General features: G+C 64.1%; 13 protein-coding genes. 3 read left to right on the top strand and 10 right to left on the bottom strand.

Annotated features, from left to right (window positions below):
* The 6 genes from P2Q66_RS10135 to ychF all read right to left on the bottom strand — a co-directional run.
* Positions 1–1,704 (bottom strand): ABC transporter ATP-binding protein (locus tag P2Q66_RS10135; protein ID WP_275727722.1); only part of this gene is annotated, 1,704 nt, incomplete at its 3' end.
* Positions 1,705–1,715: 11 nt separating this feature from the next.
* On the bottom strand, positions 1,716–2,660 hold the full coding sequence (locus P2Q66_RS10130) for an ABC transporter permease (protein WP_079597343.1): 945 nt from the start codon (positions 2,658–2,660) through the stop codon (positions 1,716–1,718).
* Entirely contained in the window at positions 2,650–3,579 is a 930-nt protein-coding gene (locus tag P2Q66_RS10125) for an ABC transporter permease (protein ID WP_275727720.1), read from the bottom strand. The genes P2Q66_RS10130 and P2Q66_RS10125 overlap by 11 nt, the downstream gene beginning before the upstream one ends.
* A gap of 123 nt (positions 3,580–3,702) precedes the next feature.
* Positions 3,703–5,388 (bottom strand): ABC transporter substrate-binding protein, encoded by a 1,686-nt coding sequence (locus tag P2Q66_RS10120; protein WP_275727718.1) that lies wholly within the window; start codon positions 5,386–5,388, stop codon positions 3,703–3,705.
* A gap of 286 nt (positions 5,389–5,674) precedes the next feature.
* Positions 5,675–7,441: an ABC transporter family substrate-binding protein gene (locus tag P2Q66_RS10115; protein WP_275727715.1), complete on the bottom strand. Its 1,767-nt coding sequence runs from the start codon at positions 7,439–7,441 to the stop codon at positions 5,675–5,677.
* Positions 7,442–7,545: 104 nt separating this feature from the next.
* Positions 7,546–8,631 carry a redox-regulated ATPase YchF gene (ychF, locus tag P2Q66_RS10110; RefSeq protein ID WP_079597431.1) on the bottom strand — a complete coding sequence of 362 codons (1,086 nt, stop codon included), beginning with the start codon at positions 8,629–8,631 and terminating at the stop codon, positions 7,546–7,548.
* A gap of 90 nt (positions 8,632–8,721) precedes the next feature.
* Here ychF and P2Q66_RS10105 point away from each other — a divergent pair, with 90 nt between their 5' ends.
* The gene (locus P2Q66_RS10105) at positions 8,722–9,948 is read left to right on the top strand and encodes a DNA recombination protein RmuC (protein ID WP_275727711.1); all 1,227 of its coding nucleotides are present in this window, start codon (positions 8,722–8,724) and stop codon (positions 9,946–9,948) included.
* A gap of 81 nt (positions 9,949–10,029) precedes the next feature.
* On the opposite strand, the gene P2Q66_RS10100 is transcribed toward P2Q66_RS10105, so the two are convergent.
* On the bottom strand, positions 10,030–11,109 hold the full coding sequence (locus tag P2Q66_RS10100; RefSeq protein ID WP_079597348.1) for a 4-hydroxy-3-methylbut-2-enyl diphosphate reductase: 1,080 nt from the start codon (positions 11,107–11,109) through the stop codon (positions 10,030–10,032).
* A gap of 9 nt (positions 11,110–11,118) precedes the next feature.
* Positions 11,119–11,970 (bottom strand): hypothetical protein, encoded by an 852-nt coding sequence (locus P2Q66_RS10095; protein ID WP_275727709.1) that lies wholly within the window; start codon positions 11,968–11,970, stop codon positions 11,119–11,121.
* Between the two features lie 162 nt (positions 11,971–12,132).
* Between P2Q66_RS10095 and xseA the strand changes: the two genes are divergently transcribed.
* Both xseA and P2Q66_RS10085 read left to right on the top strand, forming a co-directional pair.
* Complete coding sequence (xseA, locus tag P2Q66_RS10090) at positions 12,133–13,470, top strand: exodeoxyribonuclease VII large subunit (RefSeq protein ID WP_275727708.1); 1,338 nt, start codon at positions 12,133–12,135, stop codon at positions 13,468–13,470.
* Positions 13,467–13,685, top strand: coding sequence for an exodeoxyribonuclease VII small subunit (locus P2Q66_RS10085; RefSeq protein WP_115525149.1), 219 nt, complete (start codon positions 13,467–13,469; stop codon positions 13,683–13,685). The genes xseA and P2Q66_RS10085 overlap by 4 nt, the downstream gene beginning before the upstream one ends.
* Positions 13,686–13,745: 60 nt before the next feature.
* Here P2Q66_RS10085 and P2Q66_RS10080 read toward each other — a convergent pair whose 3' ends face one another.
* Entirely contained in the window at positions 13,746–14,600 is an 855-nt protein-coding gene (locus P2Q66_RS10080; protein ID WP_275727704.1) for a polyphosphate kinase 2 family protein, read from the bottom strand.
* A 52-nt stretch (positions 14,601–14,652) separates the two neighbouring features.
* Entirely contained in the window at positions 14,653–15,873 is a 1,221-nt protein-coding gene (locus tag P2Q66_RS10075) for a pyridoxal phosphate-dependent aminotransferase (RefSeq protein ID WP_275727701.1), read from the bottom strand.
* Between the last annotated feature and the right edge of the window lie 55 nt (positions 15,874–15,928).

The raw sequence follows: 15,928 nt of genomic DNA, 5'->3' as shown, positions 1-15,928 counted from the left end.
CGCCACTTCGGGCGGAAGCATCAGCTTGGCACCGGGGATGGCGTTGAGCAGTGCCTTCGTGTACTCCTGTCGTGGTGATTCGAAGACTTCATCCGTGGAGCCGGTCTCCACCAGGCGCCCCTTCTCCATGACACACACGTGGTCCGCAATCTGCCGGACCACCGCAAGGTCGTGCGTGATGAAGAGATAAGTCAGCCCAAGGTTGGCCTGGAGATCGGCCAGCAGGTTGAGGACCTGCGCCTGGACCAGCACGTCCAAAGCGGACACCGCTTCGTCACAGATGATGACCTCGGGATCCAGTGCCAGCGCCCGGGCAATGGCAACACGCTGCCGCTGCCCGCCGGAGAGCTCGTTCGGGTACCGCTGCATGGCGGACTGGGGCAGCGCCACCTGGTCCAGCAGCTCCCGGACCTTCTTTTCGCGGCTGGCCTGGTTGCCGATCTTGTGGACCCGCAAGGGCTCTTCGATGGTGCGGAAGATGTTGTACATCGGGTCCAGGGAGCCGTACGGATCCTGGAAAATCGGCTGCACCCGCCGCCGGAATTTGAACAGTTCCTGCGACTTAAGCAGCGAGGTGTCCACGCCATCGAACAGGATCCTGCCGTCCGTGGGCTTCTCAAGCTGGAGCACCATCTTGGCCACCGTGGACTTGCCCGAACCGGACTCCCCCACAATCGCCGTCGTAGTTCCGCGCTGGACGTCGAAGCTCACGCCGTCCACCGCCGCGAAGTCCGTCGCCTTCCCGAAGCCCTGGCGGAGCTTGTACACCTTCCGCAGGTCCTGGATCTGCAGGACGTTATCCACGGCGGCAGTCTCGGCAGCGGGAGCCAGCAGGTCCGCCGTCTCCACACCCTGTTCCTTGGCGGCCTGGATGCGCCGGCTTGCCAGGGACGGTGCCGACTCGACAAGCCTCCTGGTGTAGGGGTGCTGCGGGTTTCGCAGCAGTTCCAGCGACGGTCCTGCCTCCACCACCCGGCCCTGGTACATCACCACCACCTTGTCGGCGCGTTCTGCCGCCAGCCCCAGGTCGTGCGTGATGAGCAGCACCGAGGTGCCCAGGTCGGTGGTCATGGTGTCCAGGTGGTCCAGGATCTGCCGCTGCACCGTCACGTCCAGGGCCGACGTCGGCTCATCGGCGATGAGCAGCCGCGGCTGGCACGAAAGGCCGATGGCGATCAGGGCACGCTGGCGCATGCCGCCCGAGAACTCATGCGGGTACTGGTTGGCACGGCGTTTGGCGTCCGGCAGGCCCGCCTCGGACAGCACCCGGGCGATGTCCTCCGGTCCGCTGGGCCGCCCGTTGGCACGCAGGGTTTCCCGGACCTGGTAGCCGATCTTCCACACCGGGTTCAGGTTGGACATGGGGTCCTGGGGCACCATGCCGATGGTGTTTCCGCGCAGTTCGATCATGCGCTGCTCGCTGGCGTGGGCGATGTCCTCGCCGTCGAGCAGGATCTGCCCGCCGGACACCCTGCCGTTGTTGGGAAGCAGTCCGATGGCCGCGAGCGCAGTGGTGGATTTACCGGAGCCGGACTCCCCCACAATCGCCACCGTTTCGCCGGGCATGATGCTCAGGTGAGCATTGCGGACCGCCTGGACGTCGCCGCCGCCGGTCTTGAACGTGATGGCGAGGTCGCGGATTTCCAGCAGCGGCCTGACGCCGGTGGTGCCGGCTTCATCGATGCGGACTTCTGGAGTTGTCATCTCTTTATCTCTCATCGCTGACGGCTCTTGGGGTCGAGGGCGTCACGGACCGCGTCGCCCAGCATGATGAAGCTCAACACCGTGATGGACAGTGCAGCAGCGGGGTACAGCATGATCTCCGGGCTGGTCCTGATGGACGCCTGCGCACCGGCGATGTCATTGCCCCAGGACATGATGCTCTGCGGCAGGCCGATACCCAGGAAGGACAGGGTTGCCTCGGCCACGATGAAGACACCCAGTTCCAGGGTGGCCAGCACGATGATCGGGGCGAGGGCATTTGGCAGCACGTGCCGCACCAGCGCCCCGAATTTGGAGACGCCCAGCGCACGGGCAGCGGTGACGAAATCCGCGTTGCGCACTTCGATCACGGCGCCACGGGTAATCCGCGCCATCTGGGGCCACGCCAGGAGCGAGATGACAAACACCACTGTCCACACACTCTTGTTCTCGCGGAACAGGGGCAGCTGCGTGATGACCAGCGCGCCCAGGATCAGCGGAAGGGCGAAGAAGATATCACCGAGGCGGGCGAGCACTGAATCGATCCAGCCACCGTAGTAGCCGGCAAGTGCACCAATGGTCACTCCAATCACCAGCACGCACAGCACCGAGAGCACACCCACGGACATGGATGCCTGGGTGCCGTGGATCACGCGTGAGTAGACGTCGCAGCCCTGGAATGTGAAGCCAAACGGATGGCCGGCGGTGGGTCCGCCTTCCGAGTTGGCCAGTTCGCAGCCGGCATTCGGAGCTACCGAGGTGAAGAGTCCGGGGAACAGTGCCACCACGGTGAGGGCAAGGATGAGCAGCGCCGAGATGATGAACAGCGGACGACGGCGAAGCTTGCGCCATGCGTCGGACCACAGGCTGAGCGGTGCCTGGTCAGTCTTGACCGCGTCCGTTGCCAGCAGCGGGGTTTCGTCAATGGGCGCCACGAAGTGGCTGTTGTTACTGGTCATAGCGGATCCTCGGGTCAAGCCAGGCGTACAGGAGATCGACGAGCAGGTTGGCCACCACGAACACCAGCACCAGAACGCTGACGATGGAAACGATGGTGGGTCCCTCGCTGCGGAGGACTGCCTGGTAGAGCTTGTTGCCGACGCCCGGCACATTGAAAATGCCTTCGGTCACGATCGCGCCGCCCATCAGTCCGCCAAGGTTGGCGCCCAGGTAGGTCACCACCGGAATCAGCGAGTTGCGCAGGATGTGGGCCAGGACCACCCGCGGCCGGGACAGGCCCTTGGCCGTTGCGGTCCGGACGTAGTCGGCATTCATGTTTTCGCTGACCGAAGCGCGGGTCAGGCGAAGCACGTACGCAAAAGACACCAGCCCCAGGACCACCGCCGGCAGCAGCAGGCTGCCCCAGTCCGCATTGGCACCCACAGTGGGTTTGGCCCACCCGAGCTGGACACCGAAGACGAGCTGGAATACGAAGCCAAGGACGAACGTGGGGACGGCAATCACCACGAGGGACGCCACCAGGACGGTGGAGTCGAACCAGCCGCCGCGGCGCAGCCCGGCGAAAACGCCGAAGGCAACACCGAAAATGGCCTGGATGGCCAGGGCTTCTATGGCCAGCATCGCAGTTACGGGGAACACACGGGCAAGGCTCGCGGCGATAGGCTGCCCGGTGAAATCGTTGCCGAGGTTAAAGGTGAACAGGTTCTGCAGGAAGAGGCCGTACTGGACCCAGAACGGCTCGTCCAGGTGGTACTGGCTGCGCAGGGTATCGATGACGGCTTGCGGTGGCTGCCGGTCGCCGAAGAGCGCCGCAATGGGGTCGCCGGGCAGGGCGAACACCATGTAATAGACCAGAAGCGTGGTGCCGATGAAGACGGGGATCACCTGGAGCAGTCGGCGCAGGATAAAGCGGACCACGGGATCACCAACCTTCCGGATGGGAAGTAAACAGGTTCATGGGTGCCTTCCTGCCGTTGCAAGCCAATGGGGGCCCGGCCGTGACCGGACCCCCATCTGCCTGGCGGCAAGTTAGATCTGGGACTACTTTGCCGTGATGTCGAAGTAGCGGATGCCGCCGTTCCAGCCGGTTTCGGCCTTCACAACGTTGTTGCTCCACACAATCGGACGCGTCTGGTCCCAGAGCGGCAGACCCGGAAGGTCCTCAAAGAGGATCTCCTGTGCCTGGTTGAACTTCTCGTTGGCTTCTTCGGTGGTCTTGGCGGCAAGGCCTTCCTGGAGCAGCTTGTCGAACTCAGGGTTCGTGTACTTCTCGTAGTTGGAAGGCGCCCCTGTAGCCCAGACCGGTCCAAGGAAGTTGTACAGCGACGGGTAGTCGCCCTGCCAGCCGGCGCGGCTGAGTCCCGGCAGCGACTGGGACTTCCGAAGCTCCAGTGCCTCTGCGAACTTGGCAAAGGGCTGGATTTCAGCTTCGATGCCGAGGTTGTTCTTGAAGCCGTTGGCTACGGCGTCGATCCATTCCTTGTTGCCACCATCGGTGTTGGAGGCAATCTGTAGGGGCTTGGAGTCGTCGTACGGCTGGAGCTTTTCAGCCTGCTCCCACAGGTCCTTCGCCTTGGCGGCATCGAACTTCAGGACCTCGTTACCCGGAATGTCTTCCTTGAAGCCGTCGATCACCGGCGGAACAAAGCCGGTGGCCGGGGTCCGGGTTCCGTTGAAGACCACCTTGGCGATCTCCTCGCGGTTGATGGCGTGGGAAAGCGCCTGACGGCGCAGCTTGCCGGCTTCACCCTGGAAGTTCGGGTTGTAGCCCGGGATGTTCAGGGTGGAGTTGCTGGCAACCGGCTTTGCGGCGTTGCGGTCCTGGAAATCAGTGGTGTAGGTCTTCAGCGCATTGGACGGCAGAACGTCGGTCACGTCCAGGTTGTCGGACTGCAGGTCGGTGTAGGCCGGGCCCGGATCCGTGTAGAACTTGAAGGTGACACCACCGTTTTTCGCTTCACGCGGCCCGCTGTAGTCGGGGTTCTTGACAAGCGAGATGGACTGGTCGTGGACCCACGCACCCTCTTTTTCCATCTTGTACGGGCCGTTACCCACCGGGTTCTCGCCAAAGGCGGTTGGATCTGCCAATGCGGCCGACGGCATCGGGAAGAAGGCGGAGTAGCCAAGGCGCAGCGACCAGTCAGCCTCAGGCTGTGCCAGCTTTACCGTGATGGTGGAATCATCGGTGGCAGCAAGGCCGGACATGGTCTCGGCCGTGGGAGCAGGCGTTGTGGTGGTCTTGCCGTCGGCCGACTTTTCAGTGGTTACTGCCGAAACTTCGGAGTACCCGGCAATGGATTCAAAGAAGAACCCATTCTGCTGCAGGTTCTTGGAGTTTGCCGCGAAGTTCCAGGAGTCAACGAACGTCTTGGCGGTGATCTCTTCACCGTTGGTGAACTTCTGCCCCTGCTTGACCTTGATGGTCCAGTTCTGGGCGTCTGAGGATTCAATGGACTCCGCCAGAGCGTTGACAGGCTTGCCGCTGGCGTCGTAGGTGCGCAGACCTTCGAAGAGAAGCTCGACCACGCGGCCGCCGTAAACCTCGCCTGTGTTTGCCGGCAGCAACGGGTTCTGTGGTTCGTTGCTGTAGGCGGTGATGACCTTGTTGGGATCGCCGGCGGTGTCGCCGCCCCCTTCGGTGGTGCCGCCTCCAGCGCCGCACCCGGTCAGGGCCAGTGCGGCAATTGCCACGATGCCCAGTGCTTTGGAAGTGCGCGTGAAACGCATTCCGCCTCCTATGAGTTGTGGGAGATATCGAGGGGAATCTTGTGCTTCCCCGTAAGCCCGGCACAGCGTTTTACTGTGACGCAACTTACATATAACGAGTAGCCTAACCGCACGAAGTCCAGATACTGGTACTCCGTTGCCAAACCGTGACCGGGTCACTCCGACGTGATAGCCGGTAAACGGAAGTTGTGCAAGTCACATGCTACTCGCCGGTAGCTCCGACGGCGAATCGGGCGTGGCGAGTCCCACAAGGCCCCCTGCAGGGTGCTGCTGGAAGCACAAGCCACTAGGAGGCCAGGCGCCACTCCCACACGTTCCACCAGACACCAAGGGGTCCGGAGCTCGATTTCACTCCGGTGATCCGGGGGCCGAATGCGGTGGTGCCAATGGTTTGGTACAGCGGGAGTCCGTAGGCGTTCTCCCAGATGCGTCGGTCGATCTCAGCAAGTAGTTCGTCCTGTTTGCCAAGGTCCGTGGTCCGGGCCAACTGTTCCATGGCCTTGTCCGCGTCGGCGTCGGAAAATCCGTTGAAGTTGCTGCCCGACCCGGTGCGGAAGATCTGGGGAACCCGGCTGACTCCGGCCCCGGTTCCGATCCAGCCCAGCAGCGCAGCGTCATAACCTGACCCGCCCAGGGACTTTGCCCAGTCAGCACTGCTTTGCCCGCCGTCGACCACTTGGAACCCGGCCTGGGCCGCCGAGTCCCTGATCAGGGCAAAGGCTTCAGCGCGGTTGGGATTGTCCCTGTTGTACAGGATTCTGACCGTGGGGGTGTCGCCGTCCAGGAGCGCCCTGGCAGCCTCGATGTCCACCTCAGCGAAGTCGGAAGATCCGTTGTTCTTCACCGTGTCCGGGTATTTAGGCTGCGCCGGAAGGAAGACGTGGGAATCGAGCGGTTTGGCGTCGGGAACCAGGTCTCCCACGACGGCGTCAACGATCGCCTGGCGTGGAACTGTCTTCAGGAAAGCCTCGCGGACGTCTTCCTGGGCAAAGGGGCCGGAGAAATTGAGGTCCAGGTGGTCGTAGCCGGACTGGTTGTACCGCTCCAGGGTGTTGCCCTGCTCGGCGAGGCCAGCGAAAAGATCCTCCGTGCCGGCGGACGGCTGCGGCGAGATGATGTCCACCTGACCGTTCCGGAGGGCGTCAACCGCAGCAGGGAGGGCACCCGTGAAACGGATGGTGATTTCATCGAGCCAGGGTTCGGCTCCCCAGACGTAATCGCGGTTGCGGACGAGCCTCATGGAAACCTCAGGAACAATGTCCCGCACAATGTAGGGGCCGCTGGAGAGGTAAAGGGCCGGATCATCGGGAAGGGACTTCGTGTCGAAGCCGGAGTTCCAGAAATCGGCCACCCTCTTCAGCTCAGCGTTGACGGCAGGCTTTTCGGGGTCGCCCCGGGGTGAGTCCTGGATGAGGTCAATCAGGTCCTCTTCATCATTCAGCCCGCTCTTCGCGGCAACGACGTGCGCCGGCAGCCCGACGTCGAACGCGACTTCCCAGTCGGCGTACGGCGTGGCGTACTCCAGGGTGATGGACCGCCGGTCGTCCCCGAGCTCGGGCAAGACTGTGCCTGCCAGGCCGCTGGTGTCCGAGGCGACGGAGAAGTACCTGGTTCCTGCTCCCGTCATGGGATCGGCATCGTCAAAGTAACCCGAACCGGCCGCCCAGCTCAGGAGCAGGTCCCCGGCGTCGATCGCTTCACCGTCGGACCATTTGACGCCCTCATTAACGGTGTACTTCACCTTCAACGGCTCGTCGGAGACCTTCTCGAACCGCCCGAACTTGTCGTTGCGCACCACGGCGGCGCTGTCATCCAGGTAATAGAACCCGGAGTGGGTGATGTAACCGACCTTGGAGTTGATGTCCGTGTTGCCGTCGGCGCTGTAAGGGTTGAAGGACGAGAACGCGTTGACCTCGGCAACAGTGGCGACACCGCCCCGCTTGGCCTCCCCCACCACAACGGGCGTACTGCCGCCGGCTCCGGAGCAGCCGGAGAGAACCAGCGCAGCCGCCACCGCCGCGGTGATGTAGTGCATCAGACGCCTGACCGGCATGCCGCCTCCTCGTGTTTTCCCTCCGGGAGGGGGACCTGGAGTCGCCAGGATCACGCCCTCCATAGTCAGGATAAGGTGTCCGCCCAGTCCGACGGTGAACCGGCTCAGACGTTGAAGCGGAACTCCACCACGTCGCCGTCAGCCATGACGTATTCCTTGCCTTCGATCCGGACCTTGCCGCGGGACTTTGCTTCAGCCATGGAGCCTGCATCCACGAGGTCTTCGAAGGACACCACCTCGGCCTTGATGAAGCCGCGCTGGAAATCGGAGTGGATCACGCCGGCGGCCTGGGGAGCCGTGTCGCCCTGGTGGATGGTCCAGGCGCGTGCTTCCTTTGGCCCTGCGGTGAGGTAGGTCTGCAGCCCAAGGGTGTGGAACCCGACGCGTGCCAGCTGGTCCAGCCCTGATTCGTCCTGGCCGTTCATCTCCAGCATTTCGCGGGCTTCCTCCTCGTCCAGTTCCACGAGGTCGGATTCGAGCTTGGCGTCAAGGAAGATGCAGTCAGCCGGCGCCACCATGGCCCGCAGTTCCTCCTGCTTTTCCGGGCTGCCCAGGATTCCTTCGTCCGCGTTGAACACGTAGATGAAGGGCTTGGCCGTGAGCAGGCTGAGCTCCTTGAGGTGCTCCATCTCCAGCTTGTCGCTCTTGATGGAGGAGTAGATGGTGTCGCCGCGTTCCAGCACCGCCTGGGCAGCCTTGATGGCGGCAAGCTCGGCGGCTTCCCGCTTTTTGATCTTGACCTCTTTTTCGATCCGGGGAATAGCCTTCTCGATGGTCTGCAGGTCGGCGAGGATCAGCTCGGTGTTGATGGTTTCCATGTCCGAGCGGGGGTCCACCTTGCCGTCAACGTGGATCACATCGGGGTCGTCGAACACCCGCACCACTTCGGCGATGGCTTCGGCCTCACGGATATTGGCCAGGAACTGGTTGCCCAGCCCTTCCCCCTCGGATGCGCCCTTGACGATGCCGGCGATGTCCACGAAGGAGACCGCGGCCGGCAGCACGCGCTGCGATCCGAAGATGCCGGCAAGCTTGTCCAGCCGCGGGTCCGGCAGGTTCACGACGCCCACGTTCGGTTCGATGGTGGCGAACGGATAGTTCGCGGCCAGGACCTGGTTGCGGGTAAGCGCGTTGAAGAGAGTTGATTTGCCGACGTTGGGCAGTCCGACGATGCCAATAGTAAGAGCCACGAGCATTGATTCTACCCGCAGGGCACCCGCGGCCTGTACCGGCGGATGTCATTGCCCCGGATTGTCAGAGCCCCATGCAACAGTGAGGGCATGGATGTTTTTGCGTTGATTCTTGCCTTGTTCATGCTGCTTCTGGGTGCCTTAGCCGGTGCTGCAGCCACGTATTTTGCACTGCGGAAGAACTCGCATGCCCTTGAGGCGGATTTCGACGCCGTCTCGTCCCGGCTGTCCGAGGTCAGCGCGCAGTTCGCCGCTGCCGACGCCGAGCGCCGGCTTTTGGCCGCACAGAACCGGGAGCTGGGCGAGGCACGGACGCAGGACGGCAGTGTGCTCCGTGCCCTTGCACCCGTTGCGGAAAAGCTCTCCGCGGTGCAGCAGCAGGTGGCGCTGCTGGAGCGCGACCGGGTGGAACAGTACGGCCAGCTTGCGCAGCAGCTCCAGGAAGCCAGGCTCTCGGACGAACAGCTGATCAGGTCCACGCATGCACTGGAGTCCGCCCTGCGGTCCAACAGTGCACGCGGCCAGTGGGGCGAGGTGCAGCTGCGGCGCGTGGTGGAAGCCTCCGGGATGCTGAGGCACGTGGATTTCGTGGAACAGGTGCACAGCGCCGGTGGTGATTCAGCGGTCCGCCCCGACCTTGTGGTCCAGCTCCCCGGCGACAAGCAACTGGTGGTTGATGCAAAGGTTCCGTTGTCGTCCTATCTGGAGGCCCAGGAACTGGGAGCGGCCGACGCCCGGCACGGGCAGCAGGGTTTGACCACCGCAATCGACCGGCGAAACCAGCAGTCGCTGCTGGCAGCGCACGCGAAGGCGCTCCGGGCCCACGTGGACTCACTCAGCAACAAGAAGTACTGGGATATCCCCGGCAACTCCCCCGAACTGGTGATCTGCTTCATCCCGGCCGAGTCCATCCTGGCCGCGGCTCTGACTGCAGACGCGGAGCTCCTGGACCACGCCCTGTCCAGGAACGTGGTCCTGGCATCACCCAGCACCCTGCTGGCCGTCCTGAAGTCGGTCGCCTTCACGTGGCGGCAGGACGTGCTGACGGACAGCGCCCGGGAACTGTTCGACCTGGCGAGGCAGCTCTACGACCGCATGGGGACACTGGGCGAGAACGTCACCAAGCTGGGATCATCGCTGAAAACCTCGGTGGACCGCTACAACGCCATGGTCGGCACGCTGGAAGCACGGGTCCTTCCCACGGCCCGGAAGCTGAACACACTCGAAGAGTCAGGTTTGACCGCCCCGCCGGCCGTGGAGGTCACGCCACGCGCCCTCGCCGCTCCGGAACTCCAGCACGATGAGGCAGCCGCCTAGGACGGGGCAACGGCTTGGAGCGGGGTCGCTGCCCGGGCGGGCAACACCTGCCCGGGCAGAAAACCCGGCCCGGGCGTGGCGTCAGCTGCGCGGCCTGCGCCCGCCGAGCGCGCGGCTGACGTCACCGGCCTGCTTCAGGGTCGCGCGGAGCTCCTTGGGCAGCGAGAAGAGAAGGTCTTCCTCCGCTGTGACCACTTCCTCGACGGTGCCGTAACCGTAGTCGGCCAGCAGCCGCAGCACGTCCTGCACCAGCACCTCCGGCACTGATGCCCCGGACGTCACGCCCACGGTGGCCACGCCTTCGAACCAGGCTTCGTCCACTTCGTTGGCGAAGTCCACCCGGTAGGAAGCCTTGGCCCCGTATTCGAGGGCCACTTCCACGAGCCTGACGGAGTTGGACGAGTTCGCCGAGCCAACCACGATTACCAGGTCCGCCTGGGGCGAGATCTTCTTGATGGCCACCTGCCGGTTGGTGGTGGCGTAGCAGATGTCGTCGCTGGGGGGATCCTGGAGGGTGGGGAACCGCTCCTTGAGCAGCCGTACGGTCTCCATGGTCTCGTCAACACTCAGGGTGGTCTGCGAAAGCCAGATGACCTTTTCGGGATCGCGGACCGTGACCTTGTCCACCTCGTGGGGGCCGTTGATGATCTGGATGTGCTCCGGCGCTTCGCCTGCTGTCCCTTCGACTTCTTCATGGCCGTCGTGGCCGATGAGGAGGATGTCGAAGTCGTCCTTGGCGAACCGGACTGCCTCCTTGTGGACCTTGGTCACCAAGGGGCAGGTGGCATCGATGGTGCGCAGTCCCCGTTCCTCGGCTGATTCCACCACGGCTGGAGAAACGCCGTGGGCGGAAAAGATGACCAGGGCGCCCTCGGGCACTTCGTCGGTCTCGTCCACGAAGATTGCGCCTTTTTCCTCCAGGGACGTGACCACGTGGACGTTGTGCACAATCTGCTTCCGCACGTACACCGGAGGACCATAGTGTTCCAGCGCCTTCTCAACGGCGATCACCGCGCGGTCAACACCGGCGCAATAGCCGCGCGGAGCGGCCAGCAGCACTCTCTTGGTTCCTGCGACGGGGGCTGCCGCTGCTACTTCCTCAGGGGAGCGGCGCCTACGCGGGATGGTGGGCATCGAAAGGGAAACAGCTGAGGAGGTCATTTCTCCATGCTACCGGGTTGCCCGCGGCCGCTTTCGCGATGAGATTCCGGCCACAATGCCCAGGAGCAGCAGCAGCCCGCCGGTGATGGCAGCGCCCACCGTCCATGCCGCGAAGTCAGCGTTGGCCGCGGCCACGAACTCATCCCGGAACATGTTGGCAACCTCATTTCCGGTGTCCGCGGCCAGCGCCTGGGCCGCACCCACCTGCGCGCCCACCGCCCAGAGACCCGCAAGCAGCAGCCCGCCAATTCCGGCGCCCACCAGCACGGTCCAACGCCGTCGTGCCGCCACGAGGGCCAGGAGGAAGGCGATGCCTGAACCGACGGCGAGCATGTAGCCCATGGGGGCATAAGTGGCCAGCCGCTCGGTCCACTCCCGTTGTTCGGGCTGGCCAACGTTGATCAGCGTTTCCCCCGGCGGATCGAGTGGAAGGCCGGTTGCCCGGGAAATTTCCCCGGCACCCAGCGCCACCAGCGGGGCCACGTCAAGAGTCAGCGAGGAGACGGAACCGGATGGGTCAGGCTCCGCCGCGGCCTCCGGGAAGCTGAGGCGGTGGCTTTTGCGCAGTGTTTCCTCCCAGGCGGCGGGGTATCCCGGGAGCCCGGACAGCGACGTGGCCGCATCCTCCAGCACTGGCTGGACCAGATCGGACAGGAAGCCCGGAACTGCGCTGGTGTCGATGGTTCCCACGGCCGCAGCGGCCAGCTGCTGCTGGAATTCGGCGTTTCTTCCCAGGGGCGCCGCCAGCCCTACAAAGCCGTCCTCCTGGACGATGCTGCGGTCAAGCCAGATGGCCGGAACAGCAACGGCGGCCAGCAGGACACCCAGCACGGTGGCGACGGCGGAAACGAAAGTGCGCACAGCAGATCCTTCGGGTTGATGGCGGTAGATCCATCCTAGGCAAGGATCCTGGCCTGGCGCTGTCAGTCCCGCGTGCTACAGCTTATGGATAAGGTTGAATAACCGCCGCACAACAGACGAAGGACCCCATGCCCGCAGCTCCAGCCCCGCAAGGGCGTTTGCATGTCTGACCAGGCTTCCCTTCCCGGCACCGCGCCCTCCACACTGCCCGCCACCGCTGCTGAAACTACCCCGGACAACCCGTGGCCGCTTCAGTTGCTCTCGCAAAAGCTCAAGGCCCACATCGACAGGACACCCTCGGCGTGGGTGGAAGGCCAGGTCATTGAACTGAACCGCCGCGGTACCAACGCCTACCTGACGCTGCGGGATGTTGATGCCGAGGTGTCCCTGCCGGCTTCGGTCTGGACCAAAGTACTGGAGCGCCAGAATCTGCCCCTGGAACGCGGATCACGCGTGGTGGCCCTGTTGAAGCCCGAGTTCTGGATTAAGACCGGACGGTTGAACATGCTGGTCAGGGACATCCGGCCGGTGGGCCTGGGTGACCTCCTGGCCCGGATTGAGAGGCTCCGGCAGGCCTTGTCCGCGGAGGGAATTTTCGCCGATTCCCGCAAGAAGCCACTCCCCCTGTTGCCACACCGCATCGGCCTTATTACCGGCCGGGATTCCGACGCCAAGAAGGACGTCCTGCGGAACGCTGCCCTGCGTTGGCCTGCGGTGGAGTTCGAAATCCGTGAAGTGGCGGTCCAGGGAAACACTGCCGTGTCCCAGATTGTCCGTGCCCTGCGGGAGCTCGACGCTCATCCCGTGGTGGACGTCATTGTCATCGCCCGCGGCGGAGGCGCACTTGAAGACCTGTTGCCCTTCAACAGCGAAGAGCTGGTCCGTGCTGTGGCGGCAGCAGCCACCCCTGTGGTGAGTGCCATCGGGCACGAAGCCGACCGGCCGCTGCTGGACGACGTTGCAGACTTGCGGGCGTCCACCCCCACCGACGCCGCGAAGCGGATTGTTCCGGAAGTTTCCGAGGAACTGGCGGGCGTGCGGCAGGCGCGGGAACAGCTGAGGCGCTGCATGGAGCGCATGGTGGACCGTGAAACGGACCGGCTCGCGTCGCTTCATTCCCGGCCGGTCCTGGCGTCACCGGAGGCACTGGTGACCGTCCGCAGTGAGGAAATTGAGCGGCTGCTGAGGCGGTCTTCCGCTGCCGTGAACTCCACGGTGGTACGCGCCGCCGATCAGCTGGAACACCTCAAGGCACAGGTGCGCGCGCTGTCGCCGCAGAAGACGCTGGACCGGGGGTACGCCGTCGTCGAACTCGCCGGGCAGCAGGCAGGACCGGCAGCGGTCGCCGGGCAAGCAGTGGTCCGCCGCCCGGCTGATGCACCGGCCGGTTCGCCGCTGTCCATCAGGGTGGCGGAGGGCCGCTTCGGTGCAACCTCCACGGGCGCAGGCGCATCCACTGATTCTGGCCGCGACAATCCGAACAACGGGAGAACCGCATGAGTGAGCAAAAGCCGGACGCCGGCACCGCGGGCCTGAGCTACGAGGAGGCCCGTGAGCAGCTCATCGCCGTCGTGGGCAGGCTCGAGGCCGGAGGTGCCAGCCTCGAAGAGTCGCTGGCGCTGTGGGAACGCGGTGAAGCCCTGGCCGCACGCTGCGAGGAGTGGCTCGAGGGGGCACGGAAGCGGCTGGCCGCCGCCCGCGACCAGCCGCTGTAAACGGAAGCCATGCCGGGTAACGCGGAACCAGCCCGGTTCCCGTAACCAGCCGGCAGGGGCTCAGGACCGGAGAATCAGCTCCCGCTCGGTGGAGACGTCAAACTCGGCCTTGGGCCATTCCAGGTTCAGTTCGGCAAGGGCACCCAGCAGCAGCTGCTGCACGGCGATCCGGGCGTACCACTTCTTGTTGGCCGGAACCACGTGCCATGGCGCATCCCTGGTGCTGGTCTCGTCAATGGCGTCCTGGTAGGCATTCATGTAGTCCTCCCAGAAGGCGCGCTCGTCGAGGTCGCCCCGGTTGTACTTCCAGTGCTTGGCGGGATTGTCCAGCCGGGCCAGCAGCCTGGCCTTCTGCTCCTCGCCGCTGATGTAGAGCATCACCTTCACCACTTTGGTCCCCGAGTCGGTGAGGCGCGTCTCGAATTCGTTGATGGCCACGTAGCGGCGCTTGATCTCGTCGGGGCTGGCCCAACCGTGCACCCGGTGGATCAGGACGTCCTCATAGTGGGAACGGTCGAAGACCCCCACCATGCCGGCCGCCGGCACTTCCTTCTCGATCCGCCAGAGAAAGTCATAGGACTTCTCCTCGTCCGTGGGCGCCTTAAAGGCCTTGAACTGGACGCCCTGCGGATCCATGGCGGCCATGACGTGCTTGACGATCCCGCCCTTGCCGGCGGTATCCATGGCCTGGAGGATCAGCAGGATCCGCTTGCGGCCGCCAAAACGGGACTCGGCGAACAGCTTTTCCTGCAGTTCGGTGAGCTCGTCGTCCATGTCGGCCAGCAGCAGCCTGCCGTCCTCCTTGGAGCCGGTGTAGCCGGGAGTGGAATCCGGATCGACGCCGGACAAGGAGAACCCGTCCCCTACCCGAAGGGTTTCAGAAGGATGCTGATCGAAGCGAATGACGCTGGCCATGGGAATTCCTTTCCGCGAAGTGCCACGGGGCTCAAGCGCCCGTGAGCACAGGCTAGTTCCCCTGGTACCTGCTCAGGAAGTCCCCCATCCGGCCCACTGCCTCTTCGATGTCCTTGACGTTGGGCAGCGTGACCATGCGGAAGTGGTCCGGACGGACCCAGTTGAAGGCCCGGCCGTGGGATACCAGGATTTTCTGCTCCCTGAGGAGGTCCAGGACAAATTTCTCGTCATCGCGGATGCGGTAGACCTCAGGGTCAAGCTTCGGGAAGAGGTACAGGGCGCCGCGTGCCTGCTGGGTGCTGACACCGGGGATGGCGTTCAGCATGTCGTAGGCCTTGTTGCGCTGTTCCAGGAGGCGGCCGCCGGGCAGGATCAGGTCGTTGATGCTCTGGTACCCGCCCAGGGCGGTCTGGATGGCGTGCTGGGCCGGCACGTTGGCGCACAGTCGCATGTTGGCCAGCAGGCTGATGCCCTCCAGGTAGTCGGCCGCATCCTTCTTGGGTCCCGAGATGGCCATCCATCCGGCGCGGTAACCGCACACCCGGTATGCCTTCGACAGTCCGCTGAAGGTCAGGCAGAGGACGTGGTCGCCGGTCAGTTTGGCCAGGTTCACGTGGACTGCATCCTCGTAGAGGATCTTTTCGTAGATCTCGTCAGCGAAGAGCACCAGGCCATGTTTCTCGGCAAGGGCCACGATGCGCTTCAGCGTCTCTTCGGGGTACACGGCGCCGGTGGGGTTGTTCGGGTTGATCACCACGATGCCCTTGGTCCGCGGCGTGATCTTGGCTTCGAGGTCTTCCAGGTCGGGCTGCCAGCCGGAGTCCTCGTCGCAGAGGTAGTGCACCGGCTTTCCGCTGGCCAACGCCACCGAGGCCGTCCACAGCGGGTAGTCGGGGGTGGGGATCAGGACTTCGTCGCCGTCGTCAAGCAGGGCCATCAGGGACATCGTGATGAGTTCGCTGACGCCGTTCCCCAGGTAGATGTCGTCCACGTGGATGTTCTGGATGCCGCGGGTCTGGTAGTACTGCGAGACGGCAGTCCGGGCGGAAAAGATGCCTCGCGAATCGCTGTAGCCCTGGGCGTGGGGCAGGTGGCGGATCATGTCCACCAGGATGGCGTCCGGCGCTTCGAACCCAAACGGCGCGGGGTTGCCGATGTTCAGCTTTAGGATCCGGTGCCCCTCTGCCTCCATCTGCTGGGCCGCCTGGAGGATCGGTCCACGAATGTCGTAAAGGACGTTGTTGAGCTTCGTGGACTGCCTGAATTCTGCCATCCCTCAAATATGCCACAGGAAGGATGTGTCACCCGTGAGACCTCGCCCACACACG

It is taken from the genome of Arthrobacter sp. Cr_A7, from assembly GCF_029222765.1.
Classification (GTDB): Bacteria; Actinomycetota; Actinomycetes; order Actinomycetales; family Micrococcaceae; genus Arthrobacter.
This window is presented reverse-complemented; position numbering and strand designations above follow the sequence as displayed.